Source organism: Paenibacillus sp. FSL M7-0656 (assembly GCF_038003225.1).
GTDB classification, from domain to species: domain Bacteria; phylum Bacillota; class Bacilli; order Paenibacillales; family Paenibacillaceae; genus Paenibacillus; species Paenibacillus amylolyticus.
This window is the reverse complement of sequence record NZ_JBBOOT010000001.1, coordinates 4,426,848-4,441,528: the sequence shown is the minus strand read 5'-3', so window position 1 is coordinate 4,441,528 and position 14,681 is coordinate 4,426,848. Positions and strand designations below refer to the sequence as shown.

Genomic DNA, 14,681 nt, shown 5'->3' with positions numbered 1-14,681 from the left:
TCTGGTCTATCTATATTTCAGCATATCGTATGTTTCGATAAAACATCCTGCTTCATTATGCAATGCTGGGAGTTATTCTTGCTCCTGATCTTCTGCGAGTTTCTCATCCGTTTCTTCATCTTCCGCAGTTGCGGGAGTCTCGAATTGATCCGGCTCGTCCTCTTGAATCGCTTTGTTCTCTTCGTTCTGATCCTGTGTCATATCGCATTCCCTCTCTTCTACCGGATTGTCATATCATCAAGGCCTGAGCCTTGTGTCTATCAATAACCCGAATAGGCTTAGTTCAAACCTACTTCAGTGTCGGCCATAGAATCCCCATCATAATTTTAGTGCTCACTTAGAAAACATAAAAGATGATCCCGTTCCCACTTGCAGCCGTGGCCTGAAACAAGGCCTGGATATCATCCACAGTCTGAACGATCTCCTGAAATGTCTCTTCCGCATCCCAATCTTCCATGACTGGATAGACGCCTTCAGCGATCATCTGGTCCAGACTATACCGCTGCTTTAATTCTTCCGGTGTGAGCTGCTCCAATGCCATGTAGGCTTCCAGCACCTGCTCGTTACTAAGCAAAAACAGATCCATATCCGAATAGTTTCCCAAGTATTGCTCACCTGCGAGAGGCACCACATATCCCAGGGGCGGCTCCCCTTCTACCAAGTTACCGTTCAGCGTGAACTGCAGCATCTGCCATGTCTTATCGATATCCAGATCAACTGCACAATCATGCACACTAACCTCGCCTGACTTAATGGATTCAACTAGCTCCTTTGTTACCACAAGATATCTGCCGGACATTCCCATACCGCTACCCCTCCTGTGTAATTCCTTCTATTGTTCCCCATTAACCGTGCTTGTTGGTTCAGAATCGGGGTAATCCCTATCAAGGAGGGTGTATACATGAAAAAATTTGATTACAGTCTCAATTATGATGAGTTGGATCTGCGCAAACATCCTGAGCTGTACACCGTAGGCCGGGGAGAGCAGGGTGTGCTGATGGTAGAGCCGTACAAAGGCGAGATTCTGCCACACTGGCGATTCAAAACACCCGAGATTGCGATGGAGTCATCGGAGAAAATCTATGAGCTATTTTTGGAGTATAAGAAAAAGGGAGATTTCGTCGGTATGGATATGGCTCGCAAATTTCTCCAGATGGGTTATACACGGGCCAGACGTTATACAAATCACAAAGGAGGACGCAAATACTCAAAGGAGGATGGCTCAATCTTGCCCTATCAGAATGATAAGGTGAAGGCAGAAGCCGCGGCTATATTCAAAGCACAATGGGAGATTGCGAAGACCGATCCAGACTATGTAAAAATGAAGAAGGAGCATCGGGAAAAGTACGAGTCTGATGAAGCGTAGGATCAACGGTGAAAAGATTGACTTATGGAAACATTTGTCTCAGAATCGATCTTGTTACTGTACATTTTCAACCATTATATTGGAGAAGAGAGGCGCATCCGATTATGACAGATTCGTTCATCCACTTAAACACAGGCCAGAATATCAGTATCAACGAATCCACCCAACTTCAGGTAACCATTCAATGTACATCATCTCCTTCTCCCTTGGATGTTAGCTGCTTTATGGTGAACGAAGAGGGAAAGGTCCCATCTGACGACTATTTTGTATTTTATAATCAGACGGCCGATCCCCATCAAAGTGTACTTCTGCAACAGGCAGAGGAACTGAAATCCTCTTTTGTACTGGATACGAATAAATTACGGCAGGCCCCTGTGGAAAAGTGTGTGTTCACGGCTACTCTCGATGCGGGAGGCACATTCGCCAATGTTCAGGCATGTCAGGCGATTGTACAAACTGGTTCCCAGCAGATCACCTATGAGATCACGCAGGTCACTGCGGAAACAGCTCTTATTTTTATTGAAATCTATAAGTATCGTGACGGGTTCAAAGTTCGTGCGATTGGACGAGGTTTCTTTGGTGGATTGCAGCCGCTGGCAGAGTCATTTGGTGTTGAAATTGAGAGTAACGACACCTCGGAAGCCGAACAGGTTCTTCTCACGGCACAAGCTGAAGTAGCAGCGGCCTCTCCAGAAGTCTTGGTACCTGATGCTGCACTAAACACGAATCATGCGCCGCTTAACCTGACCAAGATCGATCTCCTCAAGCGTAAAGTAAACCTGTCTCTGCAAAAGAAAAAGATCGAACCTATACAGGCACGTGTTGCTGTCGTATTTGATGCATCAGGCTCCATGTACCATCTGTATCGTAAAGGCATCGTGCAAGAAGCCTTCGAGCGTATCCTGGCGATTGCATCCGCTTTTGATGATAACGAAGAGTTGGACGTCTGGTTCTTCGCCAAAGACTTCTTGCGTGCACCTAGCGTCACCGCCAGGGATTTCGAGAATTATATTGAACGCACATATACGCTGGGAAGCAAAGGCGGTACCAATAACGAACCCCCTGTGATGCAGGATGTCATTCGCAAATACACGATCGAGGAACCCGATGTGAAGATTCCAACGTATATTATCTTTTTTAGCGATGGTGGAGTCAGTCAAAAAGGGAAAATCATACGGCTTATTACCGAAAGTTCAACCAAAAACCTGTTCTGGCAATTTGTTGGCCTGGGACAAGCCAATTACGGTATCCTTGAGAAACTCGATGACATGACTGGACGTTTCATCGATAATGCTGACTTTTTTGCTCTCGACGATATCTCCAAGATCAGCGATGAAGAATTGTACGATCGTCTCCTCACTGAATTTCCAGGTTGGATAAAGGAAGCTCAGGCCAAAGGCATTTTGGCCTAAAGCTTTTACCCTATACCCCTAATCAGGCTTGTACTTTTTCTGGTTTAACACCCTCGGAACGTGGACGGAGCATACTTCCTACGATTCGCAACATGGACTTGCGTGGTATGAGGCGGGTGAACTGTGCTGTCCAATAATTCCTGGCCCCTGGCACAGCATAAGGTTTGCCTGACTCCAGTGCTCTCATGGCTACGGCCACGACATGCTCAGGTGTATCACGTTTGCCCACCGAGGCTTCATCAGCACCCACCACATCAAAGAACGAAGTCTCGGTTGAGCCTGGGCATAGTGCCAAAAACTGAACGCCACGCTTCCTGTTTTCTTCGTATAATGCCTCTGTAAAAGAAAGTACAAATGCCTTTGTCGCTCCATACACAGCCATATACGGATCAGGTTGAAAGGCAGCCGTCGACGATACATTAATGACAGCACCATTTTTCTTCTGTAACATACCTGGCAAGAAAAGATGTGTCATGTTTGTCAAGGCGAGCACGTTCAACATAATCTCTTCCTGTTGCCGGGAACCATCCAGTTGTTCAAAACATCCATGGGTAGCAAATCCCGCATTGTTGATCAGCATATCGATGTGTATTCCCCGATTCTGACATTCCTCATATACGTTCTGAGGTGCCTCTACTTCGGAAAGATCCGATACGATTACCTCAGCCCTTACTTGATATGTACGTTCTATACGTTCTGCCAATTGATTCAGTTTGGATTCTGTTCTGGCCACCAGCACAATATTTTTACCCTTGGAAGCCATCTCGAGGGCAAAAATTTCCCCAATACCTGAAGAAGCACCTGTAATAAGTACCCATTGATGCTGTTCCTTTATCATCTCTCATCCATCCTCTGTGTATAATTTAAACACTCGTTTTCATTAGGAAACACTGTTTCTGTATAGAATCATCGTAACCAAAACCCATGACGCTGTCAAATACATTTGTTAGATTTGAATCTAGAACGGGGTGCTTACTTACTAAACTCGGATTAAATTGACGTTGTCTGGCGTAAAACAGTAGAATGACCTTAAGAAAAGGAAACGTAGTTTCTGTTCAACAACAATACGGTTACGAGGATGAAATCAATGAAGGATCTTAATTCGGGTTCCACGGAATCTGCACATACGGTAACAACCTTTCAGGAAGCCAGACTGCAGCACTCGGATAATCTGCGGCAAAATATTGTGCATGCTGCTGCTGCTTTACTGCAAGAGCATGGACCAGAAGCCGTCACGGTACGCCGTGTAGCTGAACGCATGGAGTGCTCCACCAAAATCATATATAACCTCTTCGGAAAAAAAGAAGGGTTAGCAAAACATCTGTATCTAGAGGGATGCTCCCTCATGGCCCAGCGATTTGAAACTATCCCCCGGCAGGCATCGTTCGAACAATATTTCCGTGATCTGGCCTACGTCTACTGGGACTTCGGCATTTCTCAATCCAGCTTCTATCAGCTGATGTTTGGAGGATCTTTTTCCGAATTCAAACCAGATGGAGAGACCTTACAGGGAACAGCAACTGCACTGAAGCAAGTGTCCGCTTTGGTTGAGGTAGCGATTGAACAGGGAATGCTTCAGGTGCAAGATCCCCTGCTTGCCGTTCGGATGATCTGGGCTCCCTTACACGGTGTTATTCATCTGTATTTGGGAGGCCATATTGAGAGCGAAGAAGCTGCCAAAACCCTCTATGATCATACGTTGTCGATGGTTATACACTCCCTTGTGAGTACATCTGCGAATGGATAAGCATTACATCTGTGCTGTTTTAGATACTTTCAGAAGATAAACGAAAAAGGAGCAGCCCCATTGGCGTAATACGCCTAGGGCATGCTCCTTTATTTGGTTGACTTTATCTAGTTCCGTAACGGTTTCAGTCGATTAACGTGCCTCTTCGTTCTCAGCTTCCCAACGTGCAATTTCTTTACGCACGATTGGAGCGACTTCTTTACCAAGCAGTTCGATCGCTCTCATGACCTCGTTGTGCGGCATGGTGCCGAGGGGAGTGTGTAACATGAAGCGTGTAATCCCAACTTCTTTGCGTAGGTAAATAATTTTCTGAGCTACGGTATCCACATCACCTACATACAATGCACCTTCCAGGCTGCGCGCCGCATCAAATGTCGCACGGCTGTAGTGTCCCCATCCACGTTCACGACCCAGTATGTTCATGACCGCTTGCGCTGGCGGGAAGAATTTCTCCACAGCTTCGTCTGTTGTATCGGCAATGAAGCCGTGAGAGTGAGAAGCAACAGTCAGCTTGGAAGCATCATGTCCCGCATGTGCAGCTGCTTTCTTGTACAGCTCCACCAGTGGTGCGAATTGCACCGGACGACCACCGATAATGGCAAGCACCAATGGCAAACCGAGCAATCCTGCACGAACCACGGATTCCTGATTACCGCCACTGCCAATCCATACCGGAAGTTTTTCCTGTACCGGGCGCGGGTAGATGCCCAGATTGTTAAAGGAAGGGCGGTGTTTGCCTTCCCAAGTTACTTTTTCCGAATCACGCAGCTTGAGCAGCAAATCCAGTTTCTCGTCGAATAACTCATCGTAGTCGTTCAGATCATAGCCAAACAGTGGGAACGATTCGATAAATGATCCACGCCCTGCCATAATCTCTGCACGTCCGTTCGAAATGCCGTCCAGTGTAGCAAAATCCTGATAGACCCGTACCGGATCATGCGATGACAGCACGGTTACTGCACTCGTCAAGCGAATATTCTTGGTCTGTGAAGCTGCGGCCGCCAGAATGACAGCTGGTGATGAAGCGGCGTAGTCGGCACGATGATGTTCTCCCACGCCGTATACATCCAAACCCACCTGATCTGCCAAAACAATCTCTTCAACAACATCGCGAATGCGCTGCGCATGACTGATAAGTTCTCCTGTTTTTACATCCGGATTCGTCTCCACAAATGTACTAATTCCGATTTCCATTGTCTGTTCCTCCCTGTTATGAAGCGATCCGTTGTTCATCTTACCTATTGTAAGTAGATCACCTTTTGTTATGTATCTTAATATTGAACTATTTTGATGAAAAACACAAGTACCCCCTGTTTCCAGAGGGCACATTTATGTTTATTTTCTATAGATTATAGCTTATCTATACTTAGTTCCATCAGGTTGGCATTAATTACAACACCGGTCTGTTTCATAAAATTAAATCCCAGAATTCCGTCAATCTCCAAACCATAATCCATATTTCCTATTTCAACTTGAAAATCATTAATCGCTGTTCCATCTAAAATTTTCATCGAGGACCTCTCATGCCAACATATCGTTCTCTTGCCACAACTTCTGGACGTGAAGTGTGAAAAAAGCAGTATTCCCGTCTGAGATCTTCCTGATGCAATTCACCATAACGTTTTAGTGCCTTTGTAGAATCATCAAATGAATCAATCACTGCCATCTCTTCAATATAACGCTGGCCTTCTCTAGAATGCGCCTTGGTTGCCTCAAAAACGACCCACTCGTTAGGGAATCGCTCCTGAACTTCCTTCCATTGCATAGTGACACCTCCAGACCATTAGATAGAGATATTATATCATGTGGAAACAGTATTCCACGGGCTGAAATTCTAAATACATAGATTTTTAGAGCATTGCCTGTAAGTCTATTATTTCTTCCTCCCGATGTACAGCAAATGAGACGAGATTCCCAATATGGAGGGGTCTTTGGCAGCTTCAATCATATATTGCATGAGTTCATCATACTCGCCACTCTCTTTCCAGTATTGCTGCTGCTCGTCCGTGAGCATCGCTCTAAGACTGGATGAACCAATCAAATCAACGGTTTCAAATCCATGTTGCTCCATGAAGGGTGTAACGTCCTGAATATTAAAATAGTATGCTCCCGTAAATCGTCCTTGATCCTGATGATCGAATATACCCTTTTCCACAAAAGAACGGATTGCTGCCAAGTTATCATTTGGCTTCCAATACTGCGGGGATTGCAGCGAATTGATACTCATGCGCATTCGGCTTTGCATGGCTACAAACACCACGCCCCCTCGCTTGGTCACACGGTACAGCTCCCGTACAGCAGCCGTGCGCTCTTCGTCTGTCTGCAGATGGTATAACGGCCCCAGCATGAGGGACGCATCGTACGTCTCGTCAGCCATACCGGAGAGCGAAGTCGCATCGAGAACATGGAATCCATCGAATTGTTGTGTCAAACCAAACTCCTGAGCCTTTTGCCGCGCAGTATCCACGGAGGAAGGTGTCAGATCCGATAAAGTGACCTTGTACCCCAGCTTCGCAAGCTCCATGGCATACTTTCCTGGCCCTGCGCCATTATCCAGAATACAACCAGTAGCGGGGAGATGTTCCCTGATGTAATGCATGTTAATGATGAATTCAATTGGTTCCCGCTCCAGTCTACCCCACTCATCAAACCCAGAATAATATTCAATAATGTGATCTCTCTTCATCGCTCTGACACCTGCCTTTTCTTATATGTAGACTACTCATCCATGTTCAAAAAAATTAAATTCCAACCAGTATATATCTACTAAATATTTCCTGTCAAACAAAAAACGTTCAATTCCCATTGAATGCGGAACTGAACATTTCTCGATCTTATATCTTTTTCACAAACTCAGACTTCAGCTTCATCGCACCCAAGCTGTCAATCTTGCAATCAATATCATGATCCCCATCAATCAGGCGGATATTCTTTACCTTCGTGCCCTGTTTGACCACGAGCGAGCTACCTTTTACCTTCAGATCTTTAATGACGGTAACGGTATCGCCATCACTTAGCACATTTCCGTTGGCATCACGGATTACTTTTGCATCCTCTGCATTCTCATTGTCTGCTTCCAAAGACCATTCATGCGCGCACTCTGGGCAAACCAACAGGTTACCATCCTCGTACGTGTACTCTGAATTACATTTGGGGCAGTTAGGCAAATTAGACATATGTATTAAACTCTCCATTCTACGATTGGCATTCCCGCAAGTATACGTGATTTCGACGGTATATTCCATACGCTTGGTCACTGCATGGATGGATTTAAACCAAATTTAAGGTTCATGCATCCCTCACTTTAAGGGTAACTACTTATGATGTAACTAATAGATACGCACTACACATACATGAATTTTAATGTCTATATGAATGTTATTATATTTAAAACCAAAGGAGTTCCTGCTCATGTCCTCATATGTTTTCCCTGTGCAAACGGCTTTTTTGATCTTTGTTGTTGCGGCCATGTTTTTGCTGGTGCCGTGGTTGATCTATGGGTATCGTAAAGACGGTTTCTTCAGCTGGTCACGGTTTGGCATCAGCTTTTCATTTATCTTTTATATTCTGGCCGCCTATTGCCTCGTCATTCTCCCGTTTCCGGCTACGCGAGATACCTGTGCGCAGCAAGCCGCTGACACGATCTACTACAATCTGGTTCCATTCACTTTTGTCAAAGACATCATGAAGGAAACACCCATTGTATGGACCCAGCCTTCCAGCTATCTCAGCATGATTCAGGGCAGAGCCTTTCTGCAAGTTCTATTTAACGTCCTGCTTCTCATGCCGCTGGGTGTATATATCCGTTATTTTTTTCAAAAGAGATCATTCTGGAAGTACGCCCTGCTTGGTGGATTCGGGCTTTCCTTATTCTTCGAGATCACTCAAATCACCGGATTCTACGGGTATTATAATTGTCCTTACCGCCTCTTCGATGTAGATGATCTGTTATTGAATACTTCGGGAGCAGTCATTGGATTTTTCACAGCGCCCATCCTGCTTGCTTTATTCCCATCACGTGCAAGCATTCAGGCGAAGAGTGAACAGATCGTGGAGCAAAACCGAGTGTATACTATGCCTCAATTGCTCGCGTTAATTATTGATGGAGTCGTTGTTGTCTTCCTTTCGAATTTGATATCGATCTTCACAGCGTCTGATGTGATCAGTGATGCCCTAAGTACATCCATTGCTATGGTCATTGTACTGTTCTTCATACCTTGGGTGCGAAATGGGGTAACTCCAGGCTCGGCCATCTTGCGATTCCGCTATGTGAATCGTCAGACCGGCACACCCACCAGTGAATCGTTATTCAAAAGATTTGCCGCACTCTATGTTCTATGGCTGCTCGTTACGATCATTCGCTTGGTCAACGATTATGCTTTTTCAGGTCATCAGGATGTTATGCTTCAGCCTTATCAAATGTGGATCTCCTTGGGGACATTCGGCATCTATATGTTAGTCTACGCCGTGCTCTTTGTTCATGTCTTGATCGTGCTCTTCTCCCGTGGAAAACGTTCCTTCTACTTCGATGAGGTGTCCCGCACACGTGCCTCTCGTAAATAATGTTTGGAGTATAACGGCACAATGTACCTCTTCAGTGCTTACGTTCTGCTTATTATTCAGCCGGATTACAAAAAGAGGACGTTCATTATGAGATGAACGTCCTCTTTTGATCGGGCGCATAGCAGTTATTCAGAGTATCCATTCAAATAATCAGCCTGGATTATAACCCTAACAGCTCTCGCTTGGCTGCATCCGGATCATGTATGACCTCAATCTCATGGTTGAAGATTAGTGTCGCACGATCCTGCTCATATTCAGGCCAGTTCACACCTGCAACTTCAGGTTGGCCATTCTTGGCAAAGGAAATCCAGGCATCCTGTACCTTGAGGGCAAGTGCCGCCGCAGCTTCGTCGGGCTCCGCATTCATGAATTTGAGGACATGCAGTGTATTAAACACAAAGAACATTTCGATGCTGTGAATCGCTCTTTTTAACAGGGGATGTTCCGGCATCACCCAATCAAATCGATACATCCACACCGGGGCATATTTCTGATGTGCCGCAGCATATTGCAGCGCTGACCGCCAGAAGAACATATCGGTCATGACTTGGGCTTGTCCATCTGCCGTTTTTGGATAACTATCCGCGATGGCTACCCGGTTCTCCAGATCTGGTGTCATAAAGTCTACGCCCTGAACCATATCGATTTCTTTTGAAAAAGGCACATGTGGCTGGATGAACAGTGCACCCTCGTGTAATGTCGTACCAATCAGCACCGGAATATCCTGCGCTGAGCCTTCACTCACTGCCTGAAGTGGCATCTGTGGTAGTGTATTACCATCCAACACAGGTTGGAACAACATTGCCATGCCTGCACCGCTCTGCTGTTTGACCGTTTCACCCGCTGCAATAATCTGCTCTACAGGAATTGTATTTAACTTCTGCAGGTTGTCCCGGTCCACCCCAAGAATCTTTAACATCCCTTCCCGCAACGCTGAAGCTTGCTCTGCCGGCATGAACTGGGATGCACCGCTCTCCATAATGGCACGTTGGAACAGTCCTTTGGCCGCTGGCATCGCCATCAGTGCTGCAATACTCATGCTACCTGCTGATTCGCCGAACACCGTAACTTGATCCGGGTTACCACCAAAAGCAGAGATATTATCCTTCACCCACTGTAATGCCGCAACCTGATCCAGCAGACCTGCATTGGATACATATGAATCACCTAATGGAGCCATATGCAGGAATCCCAAAGGTCCTAATCGGTAGTTGATCGTCACAACGATGACGTCCCCCCGAACCGCTAACTGTGTACCATCATACATCGGCTGGCTACCTGAACCTGTTACAAAGGAACCACCGTGAATCCATACCATGACCGGCAGTGGTGTTGCTCTTTTTCCCTTAGGTGCCCAGATGTTCAGATATAAACTATCTTCTGACTCATTCGGAATTTCTGTCTGGCCTTCTGGTTGATGATTTCGTGGTTGTATATTCTCAGGTCCAAATTGAGTGGCCTGTCTGATTCCATCCCATGACTCGGGCTGAACCGGAGCCTTGAAACGCAGCTCACCTACCGGAGGTTTCGCATAGGGAATGCCTTTCCATACGCTTGCATCGTGCAAAAGTTCGCCTTGAACGGTACCATATGTCGTTTGAACTTGAAGTTCTCTCATGCCACTTCTACTTCCTCTCCGTAAATAGGTTAAATTAACGAGTATGTGCATATCATGTGTACTTATTTGAGTATAGTTTGTAATCATACCCATTTACAACTTTACCCAACTCTAGCCTCCCCTGCTACGTTTCACGTGGAACTTTATGGGGTGGATGATCTGATACATATCTTTAAGATGAACACCAAAAAGGCCACCCATTAAGCAATGTCATCAAGTTTAACTTGTCTTAATGGCATTGACCCTTAGTGTAACCCTTTCCTTTTTACCATCCAAATAACTACCCTTCTACAGGATAACTTACCGTAAACTCAGCACCCTCAATCCATTCGCTCGTAACAAAGTTCCGCCCCTTTACAACCACTCGATCCTTATAAACCTCCACATGAAGCCCTTCGCTGCCCTCCAGATGTTCATCCTGATCCGTCCATAGATAACCTACAGACGACGCATTGAACATCGTTGGCATGTGGCCTGCACCATCGTACATCGTATGCTGTGCCTCCAGTTGCCAATGGGTGTGACCCGAGAAAAGGATCGCTTGCGGGTATTTGGCCAGAACGGCCTTCAGTTCTGCATCCTGATTCACACCATACCAGCCTTGTTCCTTCATCGATCCTGCCACCGTATCCATAAGCGGCTGGTGTAAGAAAAGGAAGATGGGATGATCTAGTGTTGCACGCTCAGACAATTTCGCATCCAGCCACTCCAATTGTTCGGCCGACATATCACAATCCTTCGGATGAGGTTGCTCGGTGCCTAGGAAAATATAATGATACCCATCAATCCAATGATCGTGATAAGAGCCCTTCATGCCGGTTGTCCCTTCAAAATCACTTAATCGACGCTGCCATAACCCTACGACTGTAATGGGGTTCACTCCTGAAGAGATCGGTCCCCCGTCTTGGCCCTCCTGCTCAGAAGTTACAGCAGACAACGTATAGGTCCCGCCGGATAGTTGCTCAATCAGTGCAGCTGATTCAGCAGCGGTTTGTTTTGTGACCAGTTCCATATCTGCTTCCTGCTCCAACAACTCAGCTACTTCATCCTCTTTCATCTCAAGCAAAACGATCGGCGGATCTTGCCATACCACGGCTCCAATATCATGGTTACCTACCGTGTACCGGATGTCCGGCAAACTCTCCGCATGTTGCTTCCATATGCGTTGCAACTCACGATATTCGCTCGGCAGCCCCCGATCCGTCACATCGCCCACATGCATAATCCCGCTGCTCCCCTGACTAAATGTAGCTATATCGGCTAATGCTTGCTCCAGATGTCGGTTATGAATGTGGTCTGCCTCGTCCCGTACATGTGTGTCCGTAATAACCTGAAAGCTGACAAGAGGTTGCTCCGGTGTATGTTCATTTCCCATCAAGAATCACTCCATTTCAGTCCAATAATGCCAATCAGAATAAACCCGATCCAGACCATCGACGTGAGCCGCAGACGTTCACCAAAAAAGTAATGCCCCACGACGCCAATGAGCGTAATACCCACGCCAGACCAGATCGCATAGGCCACAGCCAGCGGCATATACTTCACTGCAAAGTTGAGAAACGTAAAACTTGCGCCATAACAGACAAACATCAACACCGAAGGCCATAACCGCGAGAATCCATCCGATACTTTCAGCAAAATGGTAGCGCTCAGCTCCAGCCCGATGGCCAGTGCCAACAGTACCCAGCCCAAGTAGGCGTGACTGTTTGTCATCGATTCAGCCCACCATTCAGCAATTCATGGAAGGATTGAATCGTTCTATCCGCCAAGCGGATTTTTCCCGGTTCTCCAATGCCCATCCTGTACCCCGCACCAGCGGTTCGTGCCATCTCCATGTCTCCGTCCGTATCTCCAATGACCACGGTATACTGCACGGATACACCCAACCGTTCACAGGCAAGCAGTAGCATATCGGGAAAAGGTTTGCCCCGCTCCACCAGATCTGTACCAATCACCACGTCAAAAAAGGAATCCAGTCCCATCCACTGTAAATGTTTAATTGCACTGGGTGTATCATCTGCCGTCACGACACCCATAGCGACACCTTCGCTACGGCACTGTTCAAGGAATTCTTGAACTCCCGGTAACGGACGTGCCGGACGATGCTGCTCCATCTCTTCCTCCGCTCGCGCCAAACACTCCCGGACCATAATCTTGGATTCCGCCCAGCTGAGACCCGCACGATATCCATGCCACGTCAGCACGGCATACACTTCATCCATCGTGCCCATCGCAAGCGGGCCCCGCACATCATACCCATTCATTCGGCCTTGATCATCGTGGAATGTACCCCAGATCTGTGGGAATTCATCTGTGTCGATACGGAGTCCTCTAGTCGCTAACTGTTTTCTGAAGTCGTTCAACACACAATCGGTCCAGAACCCCCACATGCCCGTAAAATCAAGTAATGTCCCGTCCTTGTCGAACAAAACGGCTTCAATCGGATTGGGTAATCCGTCTACATACGTTTCATCTTGCATTGGTTAAACTCCTTGTCTGCGATCTTGTATGAACGGAAAAGACGGTACAGCATGTACCGCCCTTATCGCGTGAGTCAATTGCCTGTATACGTTTCTTATTTCGTTACACGATCTAGCTCCTTCTGCGCTTTCTCTTTCGCTTCCTTCAGCGCTTGTTCCGCTGGCATATTATTGATCTGTACCTGATCAGCTGCATCTTTCAATGCATCATTGATCTTGCCACCCGTTGGATCCTGGAAGGGAGCCGAAGCGTGAGCTGCTTGTTGCAGTGGTACGGTGATCTGTGGATTTTCCTCACTGAATTTCATGAACTCTGGATCTTGTTGAGCCGATTGACGGACTGCGATATATCCGGTGTTCATGGACCATGAAGCTGTGTTCGAAGTTTCAGAGAAATACGTAAGCCATTTGTATGCTGCCTGTTGTTGTTCAGGCGTTGCAGCTGACGGAATACCTGCCGAAATGGCACTTGCTACCGGTTTTCCTTCACCAATACCTTCCCAGCCTGGTTGTTGCATCGCAGCGACTACGCTAAAGTCCAAGTCGCCTTGGTCACCACTAGATCCGGTGTAACCTGCTGCTTTATTTTTCATCACATCATCAATCGTTTTGTACCAGTACTCCCAGCCCTGACCTCCATAATGAATGCCCATAATCTTGTCTTCGTTGATCCATTTACGGAATAAGTCCCATGTCTCGATCCATTCCGGAGAGTCGATCATAACGGTTTTGCCATCGTCGCTAAGAATCTGTCCGCCCTTACCCAGCACGGCATCAATCATATTGTCTCTACCCCACATCGGTTCCCAACCGTAGAAGGTGGTCTTGCCATTTTCTTGTTTGCTCATCTTCGCAGCCGCCTCAGCCAGCTTCTCCCATGTCGTCAGAGTTGCTGGGTCGATTCCGTTCTCCTTGAACGTATCCATACGGTAATACATGATCTGAGTTGTACCGTACATTGGCAAAAAGTATTGCTTTCCATCCACCTGTCCCTGGTTCAGGAATGTCTGAATGAAATCGTCTTTCTTAAAATTCGGATCAGCTGCAATCATCTCATCCATGGGTGCATAATATCCTTTGCGTGCCCAGTCTATATTGGAGCTGAGTACAGCGGCTGGAACCTTCTTGGAAGCAATTGCTGCTTGCAGCTTCTGTTCCGTTTCCGTGTAATCTGCTTGTACAATCCCTTTTACAACGACTTCGTTCTGGGAGGCGTTGAACGCATCAATCGTCTTTTTCATGTTATCGCCCAGATTACCACCCAGACCATACCAGAACTCAATCTCCACCGGATCTTTCGCCTGAGCTTCAGTTCCACTGGCAGCAGCCGTCGTGCCTGATTCTGCCGGTGCTTGTGTTCCGCAAGCGGTCAGCAGTGCAAAGCTGGTCGCAAGTACCAGCGACATGCCACCCTTCCAGTTCAACCTCAATCTCTTTTTCCATGTCATGCTTGTCTGACTCCAATTCATTGTTGTTCCTCCCGTTTTAGGTGAAT

17 protein-coding genes are annotated in these 14,681 nt (G+C 46.7%); 4 read left to right on the top strand and 13 right to left on the bottom strand.

Annotation, left to right across the window (positions count from 1 at the left end; all coding sequences use genetic code 11):
* Positions 1-72 precede the first annotated feature (72 nt).
* Positions 73-201, bottom strand: a complete 129-nt coding sequence (locus MHI01_RS19655; RefSeq protein WP_017691584.1) for a hypothetical protein — start codon at positions 199-201, stop codon at positions 73-75.
* 136 nt (positions 202-337) lie between these two features.
* Positions 338-805, bottom strand: coding sequence for a YfbM family protein (locus MHI01_RS19650; RefSeq protein ID WP_340983906.1), 468 nt, complete (start codon positions 803-805; stop codon positions 338-340).
* A 96-nt stretch (positions 806-901) separates the two neighbouring features.
* Between MHI01_RS19650 and MHI01_RS19645 the strand changes: the two genes are divergently transcribed.
* Both MHI01_RS19645 and MHI01_RS19640 read left to right on the top strand, forming a co-directional pair.
* Positions 902-1,366, top strand: coding sequence for a DUF4385 domain-containing protein (locus tag MHI01_RS19645; RefSeq protein WP_340983905.1), 465 nt, complete (start codon positions 902-904; stop codon positions 1,364-1,366).
* Positions 1,367-1,470: 104 nt separating this feature from the next.
* A complete protein-coding gene (locus MHI01_RS19640) occupies positions 1,471-2,778 on the top strand; it encodes a VWA domain-containing protein (protein ID WP_340983903.1) in 1,308 nt (435 codons plus the stop codon).
* Between the two features lie 22 nt (positions 2,779-2,800).
* Here the strand turns inward: MHI01_RS19640 and MHI01_RS19635 are convergent, their stop codons facing one another.
* On the bottom strand, positions 2,801-3,616 hold the full coding sequence (locus MHI01_RS19635; RefSeq protein WP_074092771.1) for an SDR family NAD(P)-dependent oxidoreductase: 816 nt from the start codon (positions 3,614-3,616) through the stop codon (positions 2,801-2,803).
* Between the two features lie 249 nt (positions 3,617-3,865).
* Here MHI01_RS19635 and MHI01_RS19630 point away from each other — a divergent pair, with 249 nt between their 5' ends.
* On the top strand, positions 3,866-4,525 hold the full coding sequence (locus MHI01_RS19630; RefSeq protein WP_340983901.1) for a TetR/AcrR family transcriptional regulator: 660 nt from the start codon (positions 3,866-3,868) through the stop codon (positions 4,523-4,525).
* 132 nt (positions 4,526-4,657) lie between these two features.
* Here the strand turns inward: MHI01_RS19630 and MHI01_RS19625 are convergent, their stop codons facing one another.
* The 5 genes from MHI01_RS19625 to MHI01_RS19605 form a co-directional block, all read right to left on the bottom strand.
* A complete protein-coding gene (locus tag MHI01_RS19625) occupies positions 4,658-5,719 on the bottom strand; it encodes an LLM class flavin-dependent oxidoreductase (protein WP_017691578.1) in 1,062 nt (353 codons plus the stop codon).
* A gap of 155 nt (positions 5,720-5,874) precedes the next feature.
* Positions 5,875-6,036, bottom strand: coding sequence for a hypothetical protein (locus MHI01_RS19620; RefSeq protein WP_340983900.1), 162 nt, complete (start codon positions 6,034-6,036; stop codon positions 5,875-5,877).
* The gene (locus MHI01_RS19615) at positions 6,033-6,290 is read right to left on the bottom strand and encodes a hypothetical protein (RefSeq protein ID WP_340983899.1); all 258 of its coding nucleotides are present in this window, start codon (positions 6,288-6,290) and stop codon (positions 6,033-6,035) included. Before MHI01_RS19615 ends, MHI01_RS19620 begins: the two co-directional genes overlap by 4 nt.
* A 108-nt stretch (positions 6,291-6,398) precedes the next feature.
* Positions 6,399-7,211, bottom strand: coding sequence for a class I SAM-dependent methyltransferase (locus tag MHI01_RS19610; RefSeq protein ID WP_340983898.1), 813 nt, complete (start codon positions 7,209-7,211; stop codon positions 6,399-6,401).
* Between the two features lie 148 nt (positions 7,212-7,359).
* On the bottom strand, positions 7,360-7,701 hold the full coding sequence (locus MHI01_RS19605) for a zinc ribbon domain-containing protein YjdM (protein WP_169482263.1): 342 nt from the start codon (positions 7,699-7,701) through the stop codon (positions 7,360-7,362).
* Positions 7,702-7,936: 235 nt separating this feature from the next.
* Between MHI01_RS19605 and MHI01_RS19600 the strand changes: the two genes are divergently transcribed.
* A complete protein-coding gene (locus tag MHI01_RS19600) occupies positions 7,937-9,088 on the top strand; it encodes a VanZ family protein (protein ID WP_340983897.1) in 1,152 nt (383 codons plus the stop codon).
* A 160-nt stretch (positions 9,089-9,248) separates the two neighbouring features.
* Here the strand turns inward: MHI01_RS19600 and MHI01_RS19595 are convergent, their stop codons facing one another.
* The 5 genes from MHI01_RS19595 to MHI01_RS19575 all read right to left on the bottom strand — a co-directional run bounded on the left by MHI01_RS19595 (position 9,249) and on the right by MHI01_RS19575 (position 14,655).
* The gene (locus MHI01_RS19595; RefSeq protein ID WP_340983895.1) at positions 9,249-10,706 is read right to left on the bottom strand and encodes a carboxylesterase/lipase family protein; all 1,458 of its coding nucleotides are present in this window, start codon (positions 10,704-10,706) and stop codon (positions 9,249-9,251) included.
* Between the two features lie 280 nt (positions 10,707-10,986).
* Positions 10,987-12,081: a metallophosphoesterase family protein gene (locus MHI01_RS19590; RefSeq protein WP_340983894.1), complete on the bottom strand. Its 1,095-nt coding sequence runs from the start codon at positions 12,079-12,081 to the stop codon at positions 10,987-10,989.
* A complete protein-coding gene (locus MHI01_RS19585; RefSeq protein WP_083684565.1) occupies positions 12,081-12,419 on the bottom strand; it encodes a DMT family transporter in 339 nt (112 codons plus the stop codon). Before MHI01_RS19585 ends, MHI01_RS19590 begins: the two co-directional genes overlap by 1 nt.
* Positions 12,416-13,186 carry an HAD family hydrolase gene (locus MHI01_RS19580; RefSeq protein WP_340983893.1) on the bottom strand — a complete coding sequence of 257 codons (771 nt, stop codon included), beginning with the start codon at positions 13,184-13,186 and terminating at the stop codon, positions 12,416-12,418. The genes MHI01_RS19585 and MHI01_RS19580 overlap by 4 nt, the downstream gene beginning before the upstream one ends.
* A gap of 95 nt (positions 13,187-13,281) precedes the next feature.
* Entirely contained in the window at positions 13,282-14,655 is a 1,374-nt protein-coding gene (locus MHI01_RS19575) for an ABC transporter substrate-binding protein (RefSeq protein ID WP_340983892.1), read from the bottom strand.
* Positions 14,656-14,681 lie beyond the last annotated feature (26 nt).

Bases quoted from the DNA above. Each gene is read 5' to 3' on its own strand.
- MHI01_RS19615 (WP_340983899.1), bottom strand. From the start codon at position 6,290: ATGCAATGGAAGGAAGTTCAGGAGCGATTCCCTAACGAGTGGGTCGTT.
- MHI01_RS19650 (WP_340983906.1), bottom strand. From the start codon at position 805: ATGGGAATGTCCGGCAGATATCTTGTGGTAACAAAGGAGCTAGTTGAA.
- MHI01_RS19575 (WP_340983892.1), bottom strand. From the start codon at position 14,655: ATGAATTGGAGTCAGACAAGCATGACATGGAAAAAGAGATTGAGGTTG.
- MHI01_RS19640 (WP_340983903.1), top strand. From the start codon at position 1,471: ATGACAGATTCGTTCATCCACTTAAACACAGGCCAGAATATCAGTATC.
- MHI01_RS19620 (WP_340983900.1), bottom strand. From the start codon at position 6,036: ATGAAAATTTTAGATGGAACAGCGATTAATGATTTTCAAGTTGAAATA.
- MHI01_RS19580 (WP_340983893.1), bottom strand. From the start codon at position 13,186: ATGCAAGATGAAACGTATGTAGACGGATTACCCAATCCGATTGAAGCC.
- MHI01_RS19610 (WP_340983898.1), bottom strand. From the start codon at position 7,211: ATGAAGAGAGATCACATTATTGAATATTATTCTGGGTTTGATGAGTGG.
- MHI01_RS19625 (WP_017691578.1), bottom strand. From the start codon at position 5,719: ATGGAAATCGGAATTAGTACATTTGTGGAGACGAATCCGGATGTAAAA.
- MHI01_RS19585 (WP_083684565.1), bottom strand. From the start codon at position 12,419: ATGACAAACAGTCACGCCTACTTGGGCTGGGTACTGTTGGCACTGGCC.
- MHI01_RS19595 (WP_340983895.1), bottom strand. From the start codon at position 10,706: ATGAGAGAACTTCAAGTTCAAACGACATATGGTACCGTTCAAGGCGAA.
- MHI01_RS19645 (WP_340983905.1), top strand. From the start codon at position 902: ATGAAAAAATTTGATTACAGTCTCAATTATGATGAGTTGGATCTGCGC.
- MHI01_RS19600 (WP_340983897.1), top strand. From the start codon at position 7,937: ATGTCCTCATATGTTTTCCCTGTGCAAACGGCTTTTTTGATCTTTGTT.
- MHI01_RS19630 (WP_340983901.1), top strand. From the start codon at position 3,866: ATGAAGGATCTTAATTCGGGTTCCACGGAATCTGCACATACGGTAACA.
- MHI01_RS19635 (WP_074092771.1), bottom strand. From the start codon at position 3,616: ATGATAAAGGAACAGCATCAATGGGTACTTATTACAGGTGCTTCTTCA.
- MHI01_RS19655 (WP_017691584.1), bottom strand. From the start codon at position 201: ATGACACAGGATCAGAACGAAGAGAACAAAGCGATTCAAGAGGACGAG.
- MHI01_RS19590 (WP_340983894.1), bottom strand. From the start codon at position 12,081: ATGGGAAATGAACATACACCGGAGCAACCTCTTGTCAGCTTTCAGGTT.
- MHI01_RS19605 (WP_169482263.1), bottom strand. From the start codon at position 7,701: ATGTCTAATTTGCCTAACTGCCCCAAATGTAATTCAGAGTACACGTAC.